Source organism: Streptomyces lichenis, from assembly GCF_023218175.1.
In the GTDB taxonomy this organism is placed as follows: domain Bacteria; phylum Actinomycetota; class Actinomycetes; order Streptomycetales; family Streptomycetaceae; genus Streptomyces; species Streptomyces lichenis.
Genome location: NZ_JALPTH010000001.1, coordinates 287,503 through 309,155, shown reverse-complemented (window position 1 = coordinate 309,155; position 21,653 = coordinate 287,503). Strand labels below are relative to the sequence as shown.

Sequence of the window (21,653 nt, the reverse complement as noted above, 5' to 3'; positions counted from 1 at the left end):
GGTGGGCTACGGGGTGGGGTGGCCGGACAGCGGCTGCGGCAGGGCGAACAGCTCGGCGGCGTTGCGCCACAGCACCCGCTCCCGTTCCTCGGCGGTGAACCCGGCGTCCCGGATGACGCCCAGGGAGACGCAGGGGTCGATGAGGGTGGCGTCGGTGCCGAAGAGCATCCGCTCCACCGGGACGCCGGCCTCGCGGGCGTACGCGATCCGCCCGGCGTCGGTCGCGGTGCGGCAGTGCTCCAGGTACAGCCGGTCGCAGCCGGCCGCCGCCCGGGCCGCCTCCCGCCAGGCGTCCCCGCCCGCGTGGCCGAGGATCACCCGCAGCCCCGGGCGGGCTTCCACCAGCTCGGGCAGCAGGGTGACCTCCTCGCCCCAGGTGTGCAGCAGCAGCGGTACGCCGGCCTCGGCGACCACGTCGAAGGCCTCGGCCATCTCGGTGGTGCCGGGCAGCCGGCCCGGGTAGTGGGTGTGGATCTTGGCGCCGACGAAGCGGCCGGAGTCCAGGCAGCGCCGCAGGTCGGCGGCGCTCTCCTCGGGGCGGTTGGGGTTGACCACCGCGTAGCCGAGCAGCCGGGGGCGGGTGCGCAGGGCGGTCAGCAGTGCGGCGTTCCCGGCGACGGCGTCGTAGACCACGGCCTCGGCGGCGGAGACGATCTGGAGGTCGATGCCGTAGCGGTCCAGCTGGGCGAGGTTGGTGTCGGCGTCGCCGGAGCTGAGGTGGAACTGCCAGCGGCCCACGTGCGCGTGCACGTCGATGATCGGCATCAGGCGAGCAGCTCCTCGACGTTCTTGGTGGCGATGGCGGCGCGCTCGTCGGGGGTGAGGTCGGCGTAGCGCAGCTTCAGCGTCTGCGGGGAGAGGTCCATGAAGGGGGTGCGGGAGCCGAAGACCAGGTGGCGGGGGCCGACGGTGCCGACGGCCCGTTCGATGGAGTCGGGTCCGGAGAGCATCCGGGTGGTGGCCTTGAAGCCGGGTTCCTCGCGGGCCATCAGCAGGAAGTCGGCCAGGAGGTAGGCGTGCAGGTCGAGGAAGACGACCTGGGCGCCGCGGCCCATCAGGGGCGGGCCGAAGCGGCGGGGGTCGCCGTCGTGGAGCAGCACCAGGCCCCGTTCCAGGGCGAGCCGGACGGTGTGGCGGTAGCCGGGGAAGCCGGGCTCGGCGGCCTGCTCGGTGGTGAACAGCCGCAGGAACCGCACGCCCGCGGCGGCCAGTTCGTCGAGCCGGTCCTCGGCGGTGAGGGCGTCGCGGACGTCGGCGGTGCCGACCGGCAGCAGTTCGGGGCAGCCGGCGAGGTCGCGCAGGGTCTGGGCGTTGCCCTCGGCGTCGTCGTAGAGCGGGCCCCGGGTGGAGAGGGCGAGCGCCCCGGCGACGGTGGAGCGGCTGAGGTGGTCGCGGACCTCGGCGAGAGTGGTGTCGCGGTGGTGCCGGGGCCAGGGGCCGTAGAGCACGTCCACGTCCCAGCCGATGTGCTCCTCGGGCGAGGGCCGCAGCCAGTGGTCCTCGCCGTTGGTGACGGATGTGTCCGGGTGGTCTGGGCTCATGATGCGGCGGCCTTCCCCAGTGCCTGCGCGATCCGGTCGGTCTCCTCCGCGCCGTATGCCTCGTTCCACGGCAGGACCAGCAAGGTACGGTCGATCAGCCGCTCGGCGCGAGGACATCGGCCGGTGGTGCGGCCGGACAGTGCCGGATTGGCGTACAGCGGGCGCTCCAGATAGCCGGGCAGCGCGGGGACGCCCTCGGTGTGCAGCGCCTCGGCCCAGCGGGTGTTGTCGTCCACATGCAGCGGGACGGTCCACCAGGAGTGGCCGGCGGGGCGGGCGGCGAGGGTGGCGCCGGGGATGCCGGGGAGCGCGGCGGCCAGCCGGGCGGCGGAGGCGCGGCGGCGGGCGACCACCTCGGCGACCCGGGTGAGCTGGACCCGGGCGACGGCGGCGACCAGTTCGGGCATCCGGTAGTTCAGCCCCATGGTGCGGTGGATCCGGCCCTCGGTGCGGTCCCAGCCCTTGTCCATGAACAGCCGCATCCGGCGGGCCAGTTCGGGGTCACCGGTGGTGGCGAGGCCGCCGTCCCCGGCGGTGATGTGCTTGTACTGCTGGAGGCTGTAGCAGGCGATGTCGCCGAGGGTGCCGACGGGGCGGCCCTGCTCGTCCTCGGCCAGCCAGGCCTGGGCGCAGTCCTCGATGAGGGTGAGCCGGTGGCGGTCGCAGATCTCCCGCAGCGCGCGGATGTCGGCGGCGCCGCCGAAGAGGTGGACGGCGATCACGGCCCGGGTGCGGGGGGTGATCGCCGCCTCGACGGCCTGCGGGTCGAGGTTGCCGTCCTGTTCGCGGACGTCGGCGAAGACGACCGCGGCGCCCTGGGCGAGGACCGGGGCGACGGTGCCGAAGTCGGAGAGGGGGGTGGTGACCACCTCGTCGCCGGGGCCGATCCCGGCGGCGGCGACCGCCAGATGCAGGGCGGCGGTGCCGGAGCTGCACGAGACGGCGTGCGCGGCGCCGGTCAGCGCGGCCGTCTCGGTCTCCAGGGCGCGGGCCTCGGTGCCGAACGCCCCGCACAGCACGGCCGAGTCCAGGACCCGCAGCACGGCCGCGCGCTCCTCCTCGCCGAAGGTCCTTCCCCGGGGTTCCAGAACGGTGGGCAGTGGCAGTTCCCGTGGCGGCATCGGGGGACTATCCTCTCGTCAGCACGCGATTACGGTCTGGGCCGAAAGTAGAACTCCCGCAGGGGGCCGTCAACGAGGCGTGAGCGCGGCGGTTCGCATCGATTCCTGCTCTTCGAACGGCCCGTCAGGAGCCGCCGGCCCGCCCGACGGGAAACGGAGCGGAGCCGCATGCCGCTGACGGTCGGCGTCATAGGTCCCGAGGACCTGGTCGGAAAGGTCCTCACGGTGGGGCCGCCCCCGGAGGTGGCGGGCGGTGGTCCGGTGCGGCTGCTGCCGCTGGCGTACCGCCACGAGGACGAGACGGCCGAGCGGATGGCGGCGGCCCGGGCCGAGGCGGACGCGGTGCTGTTCACCGGGGTGGTGCCGTACGCGCGGGCGGAGGCGGCCGGGCTGCTGGACCGCCCGGCGCGGTATGTCCCGTACAGCGGGGCCACCCTGCTGCGGGCCCTGGTGGAGCTGCTGCGGCAGGGGCACGACGTGACCCGGGTCTCCATCGACACCCTCCGCGAGGAGGAGGTGCGGGAGACGCTGACCGAGGCGAAGCTGCCCACCGACGGCGTACGGGTGCTGCCGCACCGGCCCGGGCAGGGCTCGGCGGAGCTGGTCGGCTTCCATCTGGCGGCCCGCGAGGGCGGGGCCCGGGTGGCGGTGACCTGCCTCGGTTCGGCGTACCGGGCGCTGGAGCACCGGACGCACGCGGTGCGGCTGGCGCCGTCCCGCCACTCGATACAGGCCACCCTGCGGGAGCTGGCGCTCTCGGCCGCCCACCGCCGGGACGGGGACGCCCGGGTGGCCCTGGGCATCGTGGAGGTCCCGGGCGGGGCCCGGGCGGCGGGGTTGGCGGAGGAGGAGGTACGGGTGCTGGGCGGCAGCCTGGCGTGGCTGCCGGACGGCCGGGGGCTGGTGGTGACCACCCGGGGGGTGCTGGAGTCGGCGAGCGGGGGCTTCACCCGGCTGCCGCTGCTGGAGGCGCTGGCGGCCCGGTACGGGGGCGCGCACGCCGGGTTCGGGCTGGGGCGTACGGCCGCGGAGGCGGAGGCGCTGGCCCGCCGGGCGGTCGGCCGGGCCCGGGCGGCGGGGCCGGTGGCCGGGGTGGTGTCCCTGCCGGACGACAAGGACCTGCTGATCGTCCCGGGTACGGGTGCCGAGGCGGCCGCCGGCGACCGGGGCGAGGACCCGGCGCTGCTGGCCCACCGGGTGGGGCTGCGCCCGGCCACCCTGGACCGGCTGCGGGAGCTGACCCGGAGCCGGGGCGGGGACGGTGCGGATGTGGATACGGACGCGGATACGGGGACGGGGCTGACGGCGCGGCTGGTGGCCGAGCATCTGTCGGTGCAGCAGCGCACGGCCCGCCGGATCCTGAAGCGGCTGGAGCGCGCGGGGGTCGCGGAACCGGCTCCCGTCCCCCGGGAGGGGCGTACCGGGCGGCCTCCACTGGTCTACCGGGTACGGCTGTAGGGCCGGGGCCCCGTATCGCCCGGGCCGCGACCGCGCGACCGCGCGACACACGTGAAGGAGTTCACCCGTGCAGCCCAAGCATTCCGTCAAGCAGGCCGAGCCCGTCACCCTCTCCGGAGGCATCCGCACCGATCCCCTGCCGGACCCGGCCATGGAGGTCGTCGCGGTGCGCACCCGGGAGGTGCGCGCCCGCTACCGGCGGCCGTTCGCCATCAGCAGCGGCGGCAGTGACGAGCTGGTCAGCCTGGTGGTGGAGGTGCGCACGGCGGACGGCGCCCGGGGGATCGGCGAGGCCTCGCCGATGACCGCGTACACCGGGGAGACCCTGGCCGGGCTGCGGGCGGCGGTGGAGGAGCACGCCGGGCCCGCGCTGATCGGCCGGGACCCCCGGGACCTGGCGGGGGCGCATCGCGCGATGGACGCGGCGATCCGGGGCCAGCACCTGGCCAAGGCCGCGCTGGACATGGCCCTGCACGACCTGGCCGCCCGGGCCGCCGGATGGCCGCTGCATCTGCTGCTGGGCGGCGGCCGCCCGGCGACCGCGGTGCCGACCACCTGGGTGGTGGGCCTGGGCACCCCGGAGGAGATGGCCGAGGAGGCGGTGCGGTACGCCCGGGCCGGGTTCCGCCACATCAAGCTCAAGGGCGGCGAGGACCCGGCGCTGGACCTGGCGCTGGTGGCGGCCGTCCGGGCCGCGCTGCCGGAGGCGGTGGAGCTGTCGCTCGACGCCAACGAGGGGTATCCGCCGTCCGGGGCGGTGCGCGTGGCGGCCCGGTTGGCGGACGCCGGGCTCGATCTGCTGGAGCAGCCGCTCCCCCGCTGGGACCTGGACGGCATGGCCGCGCTGCGGGCCGCGGGCGGGGTGCGGGTGATGGCCGACGAGTCGGTGCAGTCGGCGCACGACGCCCTGGAGGTGATCCGGCGGGGCGCGGCCGATGTGCTGAACATCAAGATCCTCAAGGTGGGCGGGCTGCACCGGGCGCAGCAGGTCGCGGCGCTGGCCGAGTCGGCGGGGCTGGCGGTGAAGGTGGGCACCATGCCGGAGCTGGGCGTGGCCACCCTCGCCGCGGCGCACCTCTCGGCGGCCCTGCCGCACGCCACCGTCCCGCCGGACCTGGTGGGCCCGCTGCTGGTGGACGCCGAGCCGCTGGCCCCGGCCCCGTTCGCGGCCACTCCCGGCACCGGCTCCGTGATCCTGCCGACGGCCGCGGGGCTGGGGCACGGGGTGGAGGCGCTGGGTTAGCCGGGTCTCGGCGGATCACGGAGCCCACTCGGCGTATCCGGCCGTCCGGCCAGGCCGTCATCGTTGCCCGAATTCCTGTCCTCAAGTGCCATCAAATCATCGGAATAATTTCGATCAGGACATTGGGCAGGCAGTTTCGGCCATGCACCGGGCGGAAGATTGCCATGTACAGGAGTCCTGCACGATCGTCACTGTGCAAGCGCAATTCACTTCCCGGGGCGGCCGTGCGGAATGCGGTCGCCCGCGGGCCCGGAATAAGGGAGTCACTTGTGCTTTCGAAAACCAAGAGGGTCGCGCGCTCCGCAACCGTCGCGCTCGCTGCCGCCGCCGCGTTCACCGCGCTGATGCCTACCAGCAACGCCTTCGCCATCAACGAGGTCGAGTGCCGCGGCGGCGAGAACTTCCTCAAGATCTGGTCGCACCTGGACGGCCGGAGCAGCGTGGACTGCTACGCGAACAAGGGCCGGATGAACTTCGGCAGCTGGTGGGTCGACCGGATCTCCACGGGCAACAACGACCTGATCTACTACGACGTCAACGGCGACTCCGTGCGCGTCAACCGGTGGACCGACATCACCTTCCCCAGCCGCCCGCCGAAGGTGAAGGACATCGAGATCCTCTGACGATTCACCGGCTCGGATGAATGCGAGCCGATAATCGGTTGAATGGCGGCACGTCGACGTCGCAGCCATTTCCGCATTCCGCCGGCCACGCCTTTCCGGGCGTGGCCGGCGTCGACCGTTTCGGCCGGTGTCCGGTCGGTGGGCGGTGGGGGGCCGAGGCGGCGATAGGGCCATCGCGCACTTATCCCGGGCGGCCGGAGACGGTAGTCCGGTAGGTAGCGCATGTCTGTGCGCTCACCCACGTGCGCTCCCCAGCGCGTGCGCTCCCACCCCCAACCTGAGGAGGAGGGCCCGATGGACGCCGCTACCGCTCAGGCCACCGCCGCCGAGCCGGGCACCGGGGCGACGGAGGACCCCGATCCCCCTGTGCACATCCTCTGGATCAACGCCGGGTTGAGCTGCGACGGGGACTCGGTGTCGCTGACCGCCGCGACCCAGCCGAGCATCGAGGAGCTGGCCCTGGGCGCGCTGCCGGGTCTGCCCAAGGTGGCCGTGCACTGGCCGCTGATCGACTTCGAGTGCGGACCGGTGCAGGGGTCGGACACCTTCATCGAGTGGTTCTTCAAGGCGGAGCGCGGCGAGATCGACCCGTTCGTCCTGGTCGTGGAGGGGTCCATCCCCAACGAGGCGATCAAGGACGAGGGCTACTGGTGCGGTTTCGGCGACGACCCGGAGACCGGGCAGCCGATCACCACCAGCGAGTGGCTGGACCGGCTGGCGCCCAAGGCGCTGGCGGTGGTCGCCATCGGCACCTGCGCGACCTACGGCGGGATCCACGCCATGGCGGGCAACCCGACGGGCGCCATGGGCGTGCCGGACTACCTGGGGTGGGAGTGGAAGTCCCAGGCGGGCATCCCGATCGTCTGCATCCCGGGCTGCCCGGTGCACCCGGACAACGCCTCCGAGACGCTGCTGTACCTGCTGTACCAGGCGGCCGGTTCGGCGCCGATGATCCCGCTGGACGAGGAGCTGCGGCCGACCTGGCTGTTCGGCGCGACCGTGCACGAGGGGTGCGACCGGGGCGGCTACTACGAGCAGGGGCAGTTCGCGCACAGCTACGACTCGCCGCAGTGCCTGGTCAAACTGGGCTGCTGGGGGCCGGTGGTGAAGTGCAACGTGCCCAAGCGCGGCTGGATCAACGGCGTCGGCGGCTGCCCCAACGTGGGCGGCATCTGCATCGCCTGCACCATGCCGGGCTTCCCCGACAAGTTCATGCCCTTCATGGACGAGCCGCCCGGCGGCCATGTGTCGTCGACCGCCAGCGGCGCGTACGGGAAGGTCATCCGCGGTCTGCGCCACATCACGGCCAAGACCGTGGACAAGGAGCCCAGGTGGCGCACCAAGGGCGAGAAGATCCTCACCGGCTACCGGCCGCCGTGGTGACGACGGCCCCTGCGCATCAAAGGCACGGCCACGGCAGGCACGGCAGGAAGGCGGCCTGGAGACCATGACGTTGACCAACCACCGCTCCGAGACCGAGATCGTCCCCCAGGAGAGCGGCGACCTCACCGAGATGTCCTGGGACCCGATCACCCGGATCGTGGGCAGCCTCGGCATCCACACGAAGATCGATTTCGCGCAGAAGCGGGTGGCGGAGTGCTACAGCACCTCGTCGGTCTTCCGCGGCTACAGCATCTTCATGAAGGGCAAGGACCCCCGGGACGCGCACTTCATCACCAGCCGGATCTGCGGGATCTGCGGCGACAACCACGCCACCTGCTCGGTGTACACGCAGAACATGGCGTACGGGGTGGCACCGCCGCACCTCGGCGAGTGGATCATCAACCTCGGCGAGGCCGCGGAGTACATGTTCGACCACAACATCTTCCAGGAGAACCTGGTCGGGGTGGACTACTGCGAGAAGATGGTGCGCGAGACCAACCCCGGGGTGCTGGAGCTGGCCGAGCGGACCGAGGCGCCGCACGCCGGAGACCACGGCTACCGGACCATCGCCGACATCATGCGCTCGCTCAACCCGCTGGAGGGCGAGTTCTACCGCGAGGCGCTCCAGGTCTCCCGGTACACCCGGGAGATGTTCTGCCTGATGGAGGGCCGCCATGTGCACCCCTCCACGCTCTACCCGGGCGGGGTCGGCACCATCGCCAGCATCCAGCTGTTCACCGACTACCTGACCCGGCTGATGCGGTACGTGGAGTTCATGAAGCGGGTGGTGCCGCTCCACGACGACCTGTTCGACTTCTTCTACGAGGCGCTGCCCGGCTATGAGCAGGTCGGCCGGCGGCGGGTGCTGCTGGGCTGCTGGGGCGCGCTCAACGACCCGGAGCACTGCGACTTCACCTACGCGCGGATGGCGGAGTGGGGCCGGAAGATGTTCGTCACCCCGGGCGTGGTGGTGGACGGGCGGCTGGTCACCAACAGCCTGGTCGACATCAACCTCGGCATCCGCATCCTGCTGGGCTCCTCCTACTACGAGGACTGGGCAGGCCAGGAGAAGTTCGTGGAGCGGGACCCGCTGGGCAACCCGGTGGACGAGCGCCACCCGTGGAACCAGCACACCATCCCCGCCCCGCAGAAGCGGGACTTCGACGACAAGTACAGCTGGGTGATGTCCCCGCGCTGGTTCGACGGCACCGACCACCTGGCGCTGGACACCGGCGGCGGCCCGATCGCCCGGCTCTGGTCCACCGCCCTGTCCGGGCTGGTCGACATCGGCTACGTCCAGGCGACCGGGCACAGCGTGAAGATCAACCTGCCGCGGACCATGACCAAGCCGGAGACCACCTTGGAGTGGACCATCCCGCAGTGGTCCAACGCGCTGGAGCGCAACCGGGCCCGCACCTACTTCCAGGCGTACGCGGCCGCCGCCGCGCTGCACTTCGCCGAGCAGGCGATGGCCGAGGTGCGCGCCGGACGCACCCACACCTGGGAGAAGTTCGAGGTGCCGGACGAGTCCATCGGCTGCGGCTTCACCGAGGCGGTACGCGGGGTGCTCAGCCACCACATGGTGGTCCGCGACGGCAAGATCGCCAACTACCACCCGTACCCGCCGACGCCGTGGAACGGCAGCGTCCGGGACGTCTACGGCACCCCCGGCCCGTACGAGGACGCCGTCCAGAACACCCCGATCTTCGAGGAGAACCCGCCCGACGACTTCAAGGGCATCGACATCATGCGGGCCGTGCGCAGCTTCGACCCCTGTCTGCCGTGCGGCGTCCACATGTACGTCGGTGGCGGCCGGACCATCGAGGAGACCCATGTGCCCACCGGTCTCATGGGACTCGGCGGCTGACGGCGGCGCCCGGACCCCGACCAGGACCCGCGGGCCGGGCGGCCGGCAACCCCGCCCGGCCCGCGCCCCCTCCCCCTCACGCGCGAAAGGCCGGTGACCCCGTGGCGGCAGCACACACCAGGGAGCAGGAGATCGGGGAGCATGTGGCCGAGTTGCTCGGCGCGCTGGACGAGCAGGCCGGGACGGAGGCCCGGGAGACGGCGGAGGAACTGGTCCGCTCGCTGGTCGACTTCTACGGCGCGGGGCTGGGCCGGGCGCTGACCCTGCTGGCCGAGGCGCCCGGGGCGGCCGACCCGGTGCGGGTGCTCGCCGACGACGAACTGGTCGGCGGGCTGCTGGTCCTGCACGACCTGCACCCGGACGACACGATGACCCGGGTGCGGCGGGCGCTGGACGAGGTGCGCCCCTATCTCGGCTCGCACGCCGGGGACGTGGACATCCTGTCCCTGGACGGCGAGACCCTGTCGCTGGCGCTGCGCGGCAGTTGCGACGGCTGCCCCTCCTCGGCGCAGACGGTCCGCTGGACCATCGAGGAGGCCCTGGCCCGGCTGGCCCCCGAGGTGGGCACGGTGGAGGTGGCCGGCATTCCCGAGGCGGGCGGACAACCGGCCGGTGGTCCCGGGCAGTTGCTCCAGATCGGGCCGCGCCCGCCGGACCCGCCCGGAGCCCCCGTGGAGACGGCGGCGGAGGAGGCCGAGTGGCATGAGCTGGCCGCGCCCGCCCCGGCCCGGGAGGGTGAGACGGCGGTACGGGATGTGGCCGGGGTGCCGGTGGTGCTGATCCGGCCGGTGGGCGGCGGCCTGGTCGCCTACCGGGACCTCTGCCCGGCCTGCGGGGAGCGGCTGGGCGGCGGGCGGCTGGAGACCGTGCCGGGCGGCGGGCCCGGTGACGGACACGGTGGTGGAGACGGTGGTACGGCGCTGCTGCGCTGCGTACGGGCCGGGTGCGGGGCGGCGTACGACGTGCGGCACGCGGGGCGGGCGGCCGACGGCGGCACCGCCCATCTGGAACCGGTGCCGCTGCTGGAGCGGGACCGGGTGGTACGGGTGGCCGTGCCCCGCCGGCCGGTGGCCACGGGGGCGCGGCCATGACCGTACCGGCCGGCCTGCGCAGGTTCACCCGGCGTCCGGAGCCGCCGGGCGAGCGGTGCGAGCTGTGCGGGGAGCCGCTGGCCCCGGACGCGCACCGGCATCTGGTGGACACCGCCCGGCGCAGCCTGCGGTGCGCCTGCCCCGGCTGCCATCTGCTCTTCACCCGGCCCGGTGCGGGGCGGTTCCGGGCGGTGCCCGACCGCTACCTCTACGACCCGGAGTTCGCCTTCGGCGAGGGCGACTGGGCGGCGCTCCAGATCCCGGTGGGCCTGGCCTTCCTCTTCCGCAACGCCGAGCTGGACCGGTACGCGGTGTTCTACCCGAGCCCGATGGGCGCCACCGAGAGCGAGCTGGACCCGGCGCTCTGGGAGGAGCTGGTGGGCCGCACCCGGCTGGGGGCGCTGCTGGAGCCGGACACCGAGGCGCTGCTGCTGCGCGCCGAGCGCGGCGAGCCGACCAGCTGCCATCTGGTGCCGGTGGACGTCTGCTACGAGCTGGTGGGCCGGATGCGGCTGCACTGGCAGGGCTTTGACGGCGGCGCGGAGGTGCGGGCCGCGCTGGCGGACTTCTTCGACGAGGTGCGGCGAAAGGCCCGCCCGCTGGACATGCGTGAGGTCGGGGGCGGCGGATGACGGATCTGCACTTCGCCTGTGTGAGCGCCCGCTCGGAGCCGTACGCGGCCGGGCCGACGCTGCTGTTCGGGCTGCGGGTGGAGGAGGCCGACCACCAGCCGGTGCACGCGGTGGTGCTGCGCTGCCAGATCCGTATCGAGCCGCAGGCGAGGCGGTACGAGCCCGAGGAGCAGGAGCGGCTGGGCGACCTGTTCGGGGCGCCCGAGCGGTGGGGCGGCACGCTGAAGCCGGTGCAGTTCGCGCACTCCTCGGTGACGGTGCCGGGCTTCGAGGGGGTCGCCGACATCGATCTGCCGGTGCCCTGCACCTATGACACCGAGGTGGCCTCGGGTACGTACTTCCGGGCGCTGTCGGGCGGCGAGGTGCCGCTGCTGATGCTGTTCTCCGGCACCGTCTTCTCCGGGCCGCAGGGCTTCCACGCCGAGCCGATCCCCTGGCACAAGGAGGCCCGCTACCGGATGCCGGTGGGTGTCTGGCAGCGGATGATGGCCGACTACTTCCCCAACTCGGGCTGGCTGCGGCTGCGTGCGGACTGCCTGGAGGAGCTGCGCCGGTTCCGCTCGGCCCGCGCCCTGCCGTCCTGGGAGCTGACGGTCGAGACCCTGCTGAGCGAGGCGGAGGAAGGGAAGCTGTCGTGAGTCATGCGCGCCACGGGGGTGGCACCGACACCGTGGAGGACGTCTTCGCGCGGGCGCGGGCCGTCGCGGACGCGGTGCTCTTCGAGGGGTATGTGCTCTACCCGTACCGCGCCTCCGCCCGGAAGAACCGGCTGCGCTGGCAGTTCGGGGTGCTCTGCCCGCCCGCCCGGGCCGAGGCCGCCGGGGAGGCCGCGTCCCAGCGCACCGAGTGCCTGCTGGAGCCGCGCGGGGCCCGGCGGCTGGAGGTGGAGCTGCGGTTCCTGCGGGTGCGGCGGCGGATCGTGGAGCGTGCCGTGCCGGGCGACGGCTACGCACCGGTGGACGAGCTGGAGCTGCCCGACCGGGTGCTGGTCCCCTGGGACGAGGCGGCCGAGGAGCGGGTCACCCTGCACGCCCCGGTGGAGGGTCTGAGCGGGCCGGACGCGCATCGGCGCACCGTGCGGTTCGACCTGCCGGGCGGCACCGCGTACGAGCCGGTGACCGGCCCGGACGGGCGGACGCTGGGGCGGCTGGTGCGCCGCAGCGCCCGGATCACCGGCGAGGTGCGGCCGGTGCTGGCCGAGCTGCCGGGCCCGTACGGGGTGGCCCGGCTGACCGTCGAGGTGCGCAACACCACCGAGGCGTACGGGATACCGGAGGGCGACCGGGAGGCGGTGCTGCCGCACTGCATGCTCGGCACCCATCTGCTGCTCGGCGCGCCGGGCGGGCGGTTCCTGTCGATGACCGATCCGCCGGAGTGGGCGGCCCCGCTGGTGCGGGAGTGCCGCAACGAGGGTGTCTGGCCGGTGCTGGCCGGGCCCGCCGACCGGGCGGATGTGATGCTGGCCTCGCCGATCATCCTGGAGGACCACGCGGCGCTGGCAGAGGAGAGCCCGGGGCCGCTGTACGACGCCACCGAGATCGACGAGATCCTCTCGCTGCGCACCGCCGCGCTCACCGAGCGGGAGAAGCGCGAGGCGCGCGGCACCGACCCGCGGGCCGCCGAGGTCATCGACCTGGTGGACGGACTCCCGGCGCAGCTCGCCGAGCGGCTGCACGGGGCGATCCGCGAGGTGGCGGAGACAGACGAGGGCTTCCCGAAGGGTGAGCGGCGGCCGACCGGCCCGGCGGCGGGACCGGCGAGCGGGCTGACGCTGCCAGAGGGCGGCGGGCACCCCTGGTGGGACCCGCAGTCCGATCCGGAGGCGGCCGAGACACCCCGGTCGGTGGTGGTGGCCGGGCGGGAGATCGGCGCCGGGAGCCGGGTGCGGCTGGTGCCGGGGCTGCGGCGCTCGGACGCCCAGGACGTGTTCCTCGCCGGGCGGCTTGCCACCGTGGAGCTGGTGCTGCGCGACCTGGACGGCGATGTCCATCTGGCGGTGGTGGTGGACGGCGACCCGGGCACCGATCTGCGGCGCGCCCAAGGCCGGTTCTGGTACTTCCGGCCGGACGAGGTGGAGCCGCTGGGAGCCGACGGGGCGGAGGGCGGATCATGACCGACGGTACGGGCGGAACGCTGGTGGCCGGGGTCGGCAACATCTTCCTGGGCGACGACGGCTTCGGGGTGGAGACGGTACGGCGGCTGGCCGAGCGCCCCGCGCCACCCGGCACCGAGTACTTGGACGTGGGCATCCGGGGCGTCCACCTCGCCTACCGGCTGCTCGACGGCTACCGGCGGCTGGTGGTGGTGGACGCGCTGGCCCGGGGCGCCGAGCCGGGCACCGTGGTGGTGCTGGACGCCACCGAGGAGGTGGCCGGGCGCGGCGGTGCCCTCGGGCCGGGCGGCGGGGTGGCGGTGGACGCCCACTCGCTGGACCCGGCCGCCGTGCTGCGGCTGATCCGGGACCTGCACCGGGGCATGGGCACCGCGGCGCCCCCCAGCGTGCACGTGGTCGGCTGCGAGCCGCTGGACACCGCCGAGGGCATCGGGCTCTCCGCCCCGGTGGCGGCGGCGGTGCCGTACGCGATGGCGGCGGTGGACCGGCTGACGGCCCCCGTCCCCGTCACCCGCTCCGACCTCTCTGAAGAGTCCTCCGAGGAAGGGACACGGTCATGGCACGGACATGGATGACGGCGGTAGCCGGACTGGTGGCGCTCTACGCGGGCGCCCGGGCCTGGCCGGACGTACGGCGCTATCTGCGCATCCGCAGCATGTGAGGGAGGTGGCGGTGAGGACGGTGCTAGAGGCGGCGGTCGGGCGGGCGGGCCGTCCGCGCGGCGGGCGGTTCCAGCCGCTCGCAGCGCTCCAGGAAGACATGGAGCGTCGTGTGCAGCTCGCCCAGCCGGCCGGACCACTCGGCCAGCTCTCCGGCGCCCTCCGGGGTCAGCCGGTACTCGCGGCGGGCCGGACCGGGGCCGGTGGCCCGCCAGCGGGAGGCGATGGAGCCGCAGCTCTCCATGGAGCGCAGCAGCCGGTAGACATGCGCCGACTCGGCCTGCGGCCAGCCGAACGCCCGCAGCCGCTGGACCAGCTCGTAGCCGTGCCCCGGGCGCTCGGCGAGGAGCAGCAGCACCACCGGCGTCAGCAGGGCGCGTCGCTCGGTCTCGTGCCCGGTGTGGTGGCCGGTGGGGTGATGGGTCTGGTGGCTGGTGTGGTCGACCATGGCCGGAGCTCTCCGCCGTCGGTGCCCGCCGTACGCGGTGGAGGCGGCGTACGGGACGGGGATCGGGTACGGGACGGGGTTGGCGTATGTGATCCACACGGTAGTCCCGCTCCGTCGGCCCGGCCAGTCGGCGCCGGGCGGCCCCCGGGGAGGTGGTGGCGCCGTGCATGAGCTGTCCATCGCGGTGGCCGCGATCTCGCAGATCGAGGAGGCCGCCGAGCGGCACGGGGCGGACCGGGTCGCGGTGGTGCGGCTGCGGATCGGGGAGCTGTCCGGGGTGGTGCCGGAGGCCCTGCGGTTCTCCTTCGGGATCGCCGCCGAGGCCACTCGGCTGGCCGGGGCGCGGCTGGAGATCGAGACTGTGGAGGGAAGGGCGCGCTGCCCGGTCTGCGGCCGGGAGGCGCCCACCGGAGTGCCGCCCGCGCTGTGGTGCGCACCGTGCGGCGCGGCCAGGGACGTGCTGTCCGGCCGTGAGCTGGAGATCGCCCGCGTGGAGCTGGACGACACACCCGTATCGGAGGACGCCGGAGCGAGCGACGCGACCGGCGCGACGGGCGTCACCGGCGCGACCCGGAAGGTGAACCCGGCGGACCTGACCCGGAAGGCGAACCATGTGCCGCACCGTTGACCTGCACCAGGCGGTCCTGGCCAAGAACGACGAACGGGCCCTCGCCCTGCGCGCCGAGCTGGCGGCGCGCGGCACCACGGCCGTGAACCTGCTCTCCTCACCGGGCAGCGGCAAGACCGCGCTGCTGGAGCTGTTGCTGGAGCGGTGCGCCGCCGAGGGGCTGCCGGCCGCCGCGGTCACCGCCGACCTGGCCACCGAGAACGACGCCGAACGGCTCGCCCGCTCCGGTGCCCCAGTGCGGCAGATCCTCACCGACGGGCTCTGCCACCTGGAGGCCGGGATGCTCCGGCGCCACCTCACCGAGGGCGGCTGGCTGCCGGAGGACACCGCGGTGCTGTGGGTGGAGAACGTCGGCAACCTGGTCTGCCCGGCCTCCTACGACCTGGGCGAGACACTGCGGGTGGTGCTGGCCTCGGTCACCGAGGGCGAGGACAAGCCGCTGAAGTACCCCACCGCCTTCGGGCTGGCGAACGCCGTGGTGATCACCAAGACCGATATCGCGGAGGCGGTGGAGTTCGACCGGGACGGGTTCCTGCGCAACCTCCGCCAGGTGAACCCGGACGTCCCGGTGCTGGAGACCTCGGCGCGGACCGGGCGGGGGACGGCCGAGCTGCTGGAGTTCGTACGCCGCACCCGCGACGGCCGGTGCCCGGTCCACCGTCCCGCGCTGGCCGCCGAGCACGAGCCGCTGCTGCACCACCGCCACGAGGACGACGACCACCCTCATGGCCACGCGCATCCGCATCCGCACGGGGTCCCGGCGGCATGACCGGCGGTGCGGCGGTCCCGCGCGGCGACCCCCCGGTTCGCGGAACCGGGGCCGGGGCCGGGGTCGAGCCGCGCCGCCGGGCCCGGGTGACGGAGGCCGAGCCGAACCGCCGGGTCCGCGTCCGGGTCCGGGTGACCGGGGTCGTCCAGGGCGTGGGCTTCCGCCCGTTCGTCTACACGCTGGCCGACCGGCTGGGGCTGACCGGCTGGGTGGTCAACGACGTCCGGGGCGTGGAGGCCGAGGTGGAGGGGCCCGCCGGGGCGGTGGACCGGTTCCGGGCCGCCCTCACCGACGAACCCCCGCCGCTGGCGGTGGTGGAAGGCGTCGAGCACCGACAGGTCCCGCTGCGGGGCGGCACCGGCTTCACCATCCGGCCCTCCCCCGGCGGCGGTCCGGGCCGCACCCTGGTCTCCCCCGACACCGCCGTCTGCGCGGACTGCCTGCGCGAGGTCGCCGACCCGGCCGACCGCCGCCACCGCCACCCCTTCGCCACCTGCACCCACTGCGGGCCCCGCTTCACCATCGTCACCGGGCTGCCCTACGACCGGCCGAACACCACCATGGCGGGCTTCCCCATGTGCCCGAAGTGCGCCCGGGAGTACGCGGACCCGGCCGATCGGCGCTTCCACGCCCAGCCCCTCGCCTGCCCCGCCTGCGGCCCCCGGCTCACCCTGCGCCACCCCGGCGGACCCGGTGACGGGGCCCGGGACGCGGCGGCGCTGACCGGGGCCCGGCGGCTGCTCGCCGAGGGCGCGGTGGTCGCCGTGAAAGGGATCGGCGGCTACCACCTGGCCTGCGACGCGGGTGACCCGGCGGCGGTGCGCACTCTGCGCAAGCGGAAGAACCGGGGCGGCAAGCCGTTCGCGGTGCTGGCCGCCTCGCTGGCGGTGGCCGAGCGGCTGGCGTCCATCGGCCCGGAGGAGCGGGAGCTGCTGACCGGCCCGCGCGCCCCGGTGGTCCTGCTGCGGCGGAATCGCCGTGGGGGCGAGGGGCTGGTGGCGGACGCGGTGGCCCCCGGCAGCCCCGATCTCGGCGTCCTCCTCCCGTACACCCCCCTGCACCGGCTGCTGATGGGGTTGCCGGGTGACCCGCCCGGCCCGCCCGTGCTGGTCCTGACCAGCGCCAATCTGTCCGGCGAGCCGATCGTGACGGACGACGCCGAGGCGTCGGACCGGCTCGCCGGGCTCACCGACGCGTTCCTCGTCCATGACCGGCCGATCCATGTGCCCTGCGACGACTCGGTCGTGCGGATCTGCGCGGGCGCCGAGCTGCCGGTACGGCGCTCCCGCGGTTACGCCCCGTTCCCGGTGGCGCTGCCGCTGCCGGTGGCGCCGGTGCTCGCGGTGGGCGGCGATCTGAAGAACACCTTCTGTGTGGCGGAGGGTCGATACGCCTGGCTGTCGACCCATGTCGGGGACATGGACGACCTGGCCACCCTGACCGCCTTCGAGCGGGCCACCGCCCATCTCCGGGAGCTCACCTCCGTACGGCCGTCGGCGCTGGTGGCGGACCGGCACCCCGGCTACCGCTCCACCCGCTGGGCCGAGCGCGCCGCCGCCGCCGAATCCCTGCCCCTGCACCGCGTCCAGCACCACCACGCCCATGTGGCGTCCACCATGGCCGAACACGGCCTGGACGGCACCGAACCGGTCATCGGGGTCGCCTTCGACGGCACCGGCTACGGGGACGACGGGGCGGTATGGGGCGGGGAGTTCCTGCTCGCCGACTACGACGGCTACCGCCGCCTGGCCCACCTCCGCTACACCCCCCTACCCGGCGGCGACGCGGCGGTGCGCAACCCGTACCGGATGGCACTCTCCCACCTCCGTACCGCCAATCTCGACTGGTCCCCCGAGCTGCCCTGCACCACCCCCGCCTCCCCCACCGAACTGCGCCTGCTGGAGCAGCAGTTGGCACGCGGCCTGAACTGCGTCCCCACCTCCAGCATGGGCCGCCTCTTCGACGCGGTGTCCTCCCTGGCCGGGGTCTGCCACCGGGTCGAGTACGAGGCGCAGGCGGCGATGGAGCTGGAGAACGCCGCACTGGCCGAGGATCCGGGGCCGGGGTACGCCTTCGCCCTGCACGAGGGCGCTCCCCTGGTCGCCGACCCGGCCCCGGTGCTGGCCGCGATCGTCGCCGACCTGCGGGCGGGCCGCCCCGCGTCCCTGATCGCCGCCCGCTTCCACACGGCGGTGGTGGAGCTCGTACGCGAGGTGTGCGCCGCCGCCCGTACCCGTACCGGCGCGGAGGCCGTCGCCCTGACCGGCGGGGTCTTCTGCAACACCATGCTGACCGAGGGCTGTGCCCGGGAGCTGGCGGCGGACGGGTTTACCGTGCTGCGCCACCGCCGGGTGCCGCCCAACGACGGCGGCCTGGCGCTCGGCCAGGTGATGATCGCCGCCCGCCAGGGCGCCTGACAACGACGGAGGAGCCATGTGTCTCGCAGTGCCCGGCAGGGTCCTGGACATCGAGGAACGCGACGGCACCCGGATGGCGCGGGTGGACTTCGGCGGTGTGGTCAAGGACGTCTGCCTGGAGTACGTCCCCGACATGGTGGTGGGGGACTACGCGATCGTGCACGTCGGCTTCGCGCTCCAGCGGCTGGACGAGGAGTCGGCCCGGCAGACCCTGGACCTGTTCGAGAACCTCGGCGTACTGGAGGAGGAGTTCGGCGATGCCTGGGGCCGCGCGGCCCGCGAGGCAGGCGCCCAACGCCCCGCCGGAACGGAGGCCGGCGGCCCCCGTGGTCCCGGATTCCCGCCCGTCACCGGAAATCCGGCCGTCCCCGGAAAGGAGGCAGGACGATGAAGTATCTCGACGAGTTCAGCGACCCGGTGCTCGCGGAGCGGCTGTTCGACGACATCCGGGCGCACACCACCCGGCCGTGGGCCATGATGGAGGTCTGCGGCGGCCAGACGCACTCGATCATCCGGCACGGAATCGACCAACTCCTCCCCGAGGGGGTGGAGTTGATCCACGGTCCCGGCTGCCCGGTCTGTGTGACCCCGCTGGAGGTCATCGACAAGGCGCTGGAGATCGCCTCCCGCCCGGAGGTGGTCTTCTGCTCGTTCGGCGACATGCTGCGGGTGCCCGGCAGCGGGCGGGACCTGTTCCGGGTGAAGAGCGACGGCGCCGATGTGCGGGTGGTCTACTCACCGCTCGACGCGCTGAAGATCGCCCGGGAGAACCCGGACCGCGAGGTGGTGTTCTTCGGCATCGGCTTCGAGACCACCGCCCCGCCCAACGCGATGACCGTCTACCAGGCGAAGAAGCTCGGGATACGGAATTTCAGCCTGCTGGTGTCGCACGTCCGGGTGCCCCCGGCGATCGACGCCATCATGACCTCCCCCGACTGCCGGGTGCAGGCCTTCCTGGCGGCCGGCCATGTCTGCACGGTGATGGGCACCCGGGAGTACCCGGAGCTGGCCGAGCGGCACAGGGTGCCGATCGTGGTCACCGGCTTCGAGCCGCTGGACATCCTGGAGGGCATCCGCCGCACCATCCTCCAACTGGAGTGCGGGGAGCACCGGGTGGAGAACGCCTATCCGCGCGCCGTCCAGGCCGACGGCAGCCCCGCCGCCCAGGCGATGCTGGCGGACGTCTTCGAGGTGACCGACCGGGCGTGGCGCGGTATCGGCATGATCCCGGCCAGCGGCTGGCGGCTCTCGCCCAAGTACCGGGAGTACGACGCCGAGCACCGCTTCTCGGTGACCGGCATCGCCACCCAGGAGTCCACCGTCTGCCGCAGCGGCGAGGTGCTCCAGGGCCTGATCAAGCCGCATGAGTGCGCCGCCTTCGGCAAGACCTGCACCCCGCGCAACCCGCTGGGCGCCACCATGGTCTCCAGCGAGGGCGCCTGCGCCGCGTACTACCTGTACCGGCGCCTTGAGTTGCCGCAGGCGGCGGAGACCTCCACCGGTACCGCCCCCACGACCCGGGAGGTGACCCGGCGTTGACGGACACCACCAACCCCGACCCCACCCGCCTGAACGGCACCCCCGCGCAGCCCCCCTCTCCCCCGTCCTCTCCCCCACCGGACTTCTCCGGCTGGACCTGCCCGGCCCCCCTCCGCGACCACGACAAGATCGTGATGGGCCACGGGGGCGGCGGCTCGCTCTCCGCCGAGCTGGTCGAGCACCTCTTCGCGCCCGCCTTCCGCAACGAGGTGCTGGACGGCCTCGGCGACTCGGCGGTCTTCGCCCTGGGCGGGGCGCGCCTCGCCCTCTCCACCGACTCCTACGTCGTCCGCCCGCTCTTCTTCCCCGGCGGCAGCATCGGCGACCTGGCGGTCAACGGCACCGTCAACGACCTGGCGATGTCCGGCGCCGTCCCGGCGTACCTCTCCTGCGGGTTCATCCTGGAGGAGGGCGTGGCGCTGGAGCTGGTCGGCCGGGTGGCCGAGGCGATGGGCGCGGCGGCCCGGGCGGCGGACGTGGTCGTGGCGACCGGGGACACCAAGGTGGTGGACGCGGGCCACGGCGACGGGATCTTCGTCAACACGGCCGGGGTCGGCCTGATCCCGGACGGCGTGGACATCGGCCCGCGCCGAGCGCGCCCCGACGACACTGTCATCGTCAGCGGCTCCATCGGCGTGCACGGTGTGGCGATCATGTCCAAGCGCGAAGGCCTCGAATTCGGCGTGGAGATCGAGAGCGACACCGCGCCGCTCTCCGGCCTGGTCGCGGCGATGCTCGCGGCCTGCCCGGACCTGCACGCCCTGCGCGACCCGACCCGGGGCGGACTCGCGACCTCCCTCGGCGAGATCGCCGCCGCCTCGGGCGTCGGCGTCCGGCTCGCCGAGCACGCCCTCCCCGTCCCCGAGACGGTCGCCAACGCCTGCGCCTTCCTCGGCCTGGACCCCCTCTACGTCGCCAACGAGGGCAAGCTCGTCGCCTTCGTCCCCCCGGAGCACGCGGACGCCGTGCTCACGGCCATGCGGGCGCACCCGTACGGCCGGGAGGCGGTGGCGATCGGGACCTGCGTCGAGGAGCACCCGGGCATGGTCGTCTCGGCGACCCGGCTGGGCGGCACCCGGGTGGTGGACATGCCCCTCGGCGAACAACTCCCCCGCATCTGCTGAAGCTTGCATCGAGATCGGAAAGCACCATGCCAAAGGACAGAGGCCACCAGGGCCCCAGCCGCCACGGCGGCGAACGGCAGCACGGCTGGTCGCCGGACGTGGACGACCAGAAGCAGCAGGACAACCCGAGCGCGCACCGCTCCTTCCACACCGAGGAGTACGCGGGCACCAAGGACGCGCCCTCCCCCTCCGAGCAGGAGAAGAAGGACTCCCTCCAGGGCACCGAGCAGAAGAGCGGCACCCAGCCCGGTGAGCAGCAGGCGAGCAGCGGCAAGGAGAAGGACACCGGCCTGCACCGCACCGGCCGCCGAGGCCGCTCCCAACGCCCCAGCGGCAGCAAGGACGACACCGCCTACACCGGCGTGGACCCCAAGGGCCCGCCGGAGGGCGACGGGGCGAGGTGATCGACCGAGACCAGGAGCGAAGCGGCCCCGCGACCGGCGACGGTCGCGGGGCCGTTGTCTGCGTAACGGTCAGGCGGTGAGCTGGCCACCCCGCCTAGCGGTGGATGAGGCGGGTGAGGGTGACTCCGTTGGGGAAGGCGGTGCGCTCGGTGACGTCGAAGACGGTGGGGTCGAAGGGGCCGTCGACTGCCGGGATTCCGGTTCCGGCAATGACCGGATACGTCTTGATCAGCAGTTCGTCTATTTCGGGCAGCAGAGTGCCGGCGAGGAGACGACGTTCTGGCACAGGTGCGCGTACGGGCTGGTGATCCCGTTGTCGAGGGGGCGGTAGGTTCCGTGGCCCATGATGACGGTGCCGAAACGCCGGTTGGGCGCGTGGCCGACGTCGGCGGCCGCGCGGTAAGCGGTCGGGACGGTCTCCGGGTACAGCGCGTTCACCCAGGTCGAGTAGGTGGTGGCCTGCTGCTCGTCGCCCTGCGGGAAGAAGTCGAACTCACCACCGGGGCCGGCAATCCAGCCGTCGAGCGAGATGGCGATGTAGTAGACGAGCTTTCGCATAGCGTCCCCCATACACAGTGACCCTACTTGTAGAG

22 protein-coding genes and 1 pseudogene are annotated in these 21,653 nt (G+C 73.7%); 18 read left to right on the top strand and 5 right to left on the bottom strand.

Annotated elements, in window-relative coordinates:
- Nucleotides 1–6 precede the first annotated feature (6 nt).
- The 3 genes from M1O15_RS01235 to M1O15_RS01225 are packed head-to-tail and all read right to left on the bottom strand — an operon-like array spanning nucleotide 7 to nucleotide 2,662.
- Nucleotides 7–765 carry an amidohydrolase family protein gene (locus tag M1O15_RS01235; protein ID WP_248631246.1) on the bottom strand — a complete coding sequence of 253 codons (759 nt, stop codon included), beginning with the start codon at nucleotides 763–765 and terminating at the stop codon, nucleotides 7–9.
- Nucleotides 765–1,541, bottom strand: coding sequence for an amidohydrolase family protein (locus M1O15_RS01230; protein ID WP_248631245.1), 777 nt, complete (start codon nucleotides 1,539–1,541; stop codon nucleotides 765–767). The genes M1O15_RS01235 and M1O15_RS01230 overlap by 1 nt, the downstream gene beginning before the upstream one ends.
- Nucleotides 1,538–2,662 (bottom strand): DegT/DnrJ/EryC1/StrS family aminotransferase, encoded by a 1,125-nt coding sequence (locus tag M1O15_RS01225; protein WP_248631244.1) that lies wholly within the window; start codon nucleotides 2,660–2,662, stop codon nucleotides 1,538–1,540. Before M1O15_RS01225 ends, M1O15_RS01230 begins: the two co-directional genes overlap by 4 nt.
- A 168-nt stretch (nucleotides 2,663–2,830) precedes the next feature.
- On the opposite strand from M1O15_RS01225, the gene M1O15_RS01220 reads away from it, so the two are divergent.
- From M1O15_RS01220 to M1O15_RS31775, 11 genes are all read left to right on the top strand, one after another.
- Entirely contained in the window at nucleotides 2,831–4,120 is a 1,290-nt protein-coding gene (locus tag M1O15_RS01220) for a hypothetical protein (RefSeq protein WP_248631243.1), read from the top strand.
- Nucleotides 4,121–4,187: 67 nt separating this feature from the next.
- Nucleotides 4,188–5,363 (top strand): mandelate racemase/muconate lactonizing enzyme family protein, encoded by a 1,176-nt coding sequence (locus M1O15_RS01215; protein WP_248631242.1) that lies wholly within the window; start codon nucleotides 4,188–4,190, stop codon nucleotides 5,361–5,363.
- 269 nt (nucleotides 5,364–5,632) lie between these two features.
- On the top strand, nucleotides 5,633–5,986 hold the full coding sequence (locus M1O15_RS01210; RefSeq protein ID WP_248631241.1) for a beta/gamma crystallin domain-containing protein: 354 nt from the start codon (nucleotides 5,633–5,635) through the stop codon (nucleotides 5,984–5,986).
- 294 nt (nucleotides 5,987–6,280) lie between these two features.
- Nucleotides 6,281–7,369 carry an NADH-quinone oxidoreductase subunit B family protein gene (locus tag M1O15_RS01205; RefSeq protein ID WP_248631240.1) on the top strand — a complete coding sequence of 363 codons (1,089 nt, stop codon included), beginning with the start codon at nucleotides 6,281–6,283 and terminating at the stop codon, nucleotides 7,367–7,369.
- Nucleotides 7,370–7,433: 64 nt separating this feature from the next.
- Complete coding sequence (locus tag M1O15_RS01200; RefSeq protein ID WP_372499329.1) at nucleotides 7,434–9,236, top strand: nickel-dependent hydrogenase large subunit; 1,803 nt, start codon at nucleotides 7,434–7,436, stop codon at nucleotides 9,234–9,236.
- A gap of 101 nt (nucleotides 9,237–9,337) precedes the next feature.
- Nucleotides 9,338–10,327, top strand: a complete 990-nt coding sequence (locus M1O15_RS01195) for a NifU-related iron-sulfur-binding protein (RefSeq protein ID WP_248631239.1) — start codon at nucleotides 9,338–9,340, stop codon at nucleotides 10,325–10,327.
- The gene (locus M1O15_RS01190) at nucleotides 10,324–10,959 is read left to right on the top strand and encodes a DUF5947 family protein (protein WP_248631238.1); all 636 of its coding nucleotides are present in this window, start codon (nucleotides 10,324–10,326) and stop codon (nucleotides 10,957–10,959) included. Before M1O15_RS01195 ends, M1O15_RS01190 begins: the two co-directional genes overlap by 4 nt.
- Nucleotides 10,956–11,597, top strand: a complete 642-nt coding sequence (locus M1O15_RS01185) for a DUF6084 family protein (RefSeq protein WP_248631237.1) — start codon at nucleotides 10,956–10,958, stop codon at nucleotides 11,595–11,597. Before M1O15_RS01190 ends, M1O15_RS01185 begins: the two co-directional genes overlap by 4 nt.
- A complete protein-coding gene (locus M1O15_RS01180) occupies nucleotides 11,594–13,072 on the top strand; it encodes a hypothetical protein (RefSeq protein WP_248631236.1) in 1,479 nt (492 codons plus the stop codon). Before M1O15_RS01185 ends, M1O15_RS01180 begins: the two co-directional genes overlap by 4 nt.
- The gene (locus M1O15_RS01175; protein ID WP_248631235.1) at nucleotides 13,069–13,647 is read left to right on the top strand and encodes a hydrogenase maturation protease; all 579 of its coding nucleotides are present in this window, start codon (nucleotides 13,069–13,071) and stop codon (nucleotides 13,645–13,647) included. The genes M1O15_RS01180 and M1O15_RS01175 overlap by 4 nt, the downstream gene beginning before the upstream one ends.
- On the top strand, nucleotides 13,629–13,733 hold the full coding sequence (locus M1O15_RS31775) for a DUF6893 family small protein (RefSeq protein WP_372499328.1): 105 nt from the start codon (nucleotides 13,629–13,631) through the stop codon (nucleotides 13,731–13,733). The genes M1O15_RS01175 and M1O15_RS31775 overlap by 19 nt, the downstream gene beginning before the upstream one ends.
- 23 nt (nucleotides 13,734–13,756) lie before the next feature.
- Here M1O15_RS31775 and M1O15_RS01170 read toward each other — a convergent pair whose 3' ends face one another.
- Complete coding sequence (locus M1O15_RS01170; RefSeq protein ID WP_248631234.1) at nucleotides 13,757–14,278, bottom strand: PadR family transcriptional regulator; 522 nt, start codon at nucleotides 14,276–14,278, stop codon at nucleotides 13,757–13,759.
- Between the two features lie 64 nt (nucleotides 14,279–14,342).
- Between M1O15_RS01170 and M1O15_RS01165 the strand changes: the two genes are divergently transcribed.
- Genes M1O15_RS01165 through M1O15_RS01135 form a run of 7 tightly spaced genes read left to right on the top strand, consistent with a single transcriptional unit; the run spans nucleotide 14,343 to nucleotide 21,060 of the window.
- Nucleotides 14,343–14,807, top strand: coding sequence for a hydrogenase maturation nickel metallochaperone HypA/HybF (locus M1O15_RS01165; RefSeq protein ID WP_248631233.1), 465 nt, complete (start codon nucleotides 14,343–14,345; stop codon nucleotides 14,805–14,807).
- A complete protein-coding gene (hypB, locus tag M1O15_RS01160; protein WP_248631232.1) occupies nucleotides 14,791–15,576 on the top strand; it encodes a hydrogenase nickel incorporation protein HypB in 786 nt (261 codons plus the stop codon). The genes M1O15_RS01165 and hypB overlap by 17 nt, the downstream gene beginning before the upstream one ends.
- Nucleotides 15,573–17,993, top strand: a complete 2,421-nt coding sequence (hypF, locus tag M1O15_RS01155) for a carbamoyltransferase HypF (RefSeq protein ID WP_248631231.1) — start codon at nucleotides 15,573–15,575, stop codon at nucleotides 17,991–17,993. The genes hypB and hypF overlap by 4 nt, the downstream gene beginning before the upstream one ends.
- A 16-nt stretch (nucleotides 17,994–18,009) precedes the next feature.
- Nucleotides 18,010–18,384, top strand: coding sequence for a HypC/HybG/HupF family hydrogenase formation chaperone (locus M1O15_RS01150; RefSeq protein ID WP_248631230.1), 375 nt, complete (start codon nucleotides 18,010–18,012; stop codon nucleotides 18,382–18,384).
- On the top strand, nucleotides 18,381–19,532 hold the full coding sequence (hypD, locus tag M1O15_RS01145) for a hydrogenase formation protein HypD (protein WP_248631229.1): 1,152 nt from the start codon (nucleotides 18,381–18,383) through the stop codon (nucleotides 19,530–19,532). The genes M1O15_RS01150 and hypD overlap by 4 nt, the downstream gene beginning before the upstream one ends.
- Complete coding sequence (gene hypE / locus M1O15_RS01140) at nucleotides 19,529–20,656, top strand: hydrogenase expression/formation protein HypE (RefSeq protein WP_372499327.1); 1,128 nt, start codon at nucleotides 19,529–19,531, stop codon at nucleotides 20,654–20,656. Before hypD ends, hypE begins: the two co-directional genes overlap by 4 nt.
- Nucleotides 20,657–20,682: 26 nt before the next feature.
- Nucleotides 20,683–21,060: a hypothetical protein gene (locus M1O15_RS01135; RefSeq protein WP_248631228.1), complete on the top strand. Its 378-nt coding sequence runs from the start codon at nucleotides 20,683–20,685 to the stop codon at nucleotides 21,058–21,060.
- Between the two features lie 94 nt (nucleotides 21,061–21,154).
- Here M1O15_RS01135 and M1O15_RS01130 read toward each other — a convergent pair.
- Nucleotides 21,155–21,618: pseudogene (locus M1O15_RS01130) on the bottom strand (dihydrofolate reductase family protein).
- Nucleotides 21,619–21,653 lie beyond the last annotated feature (35 nt).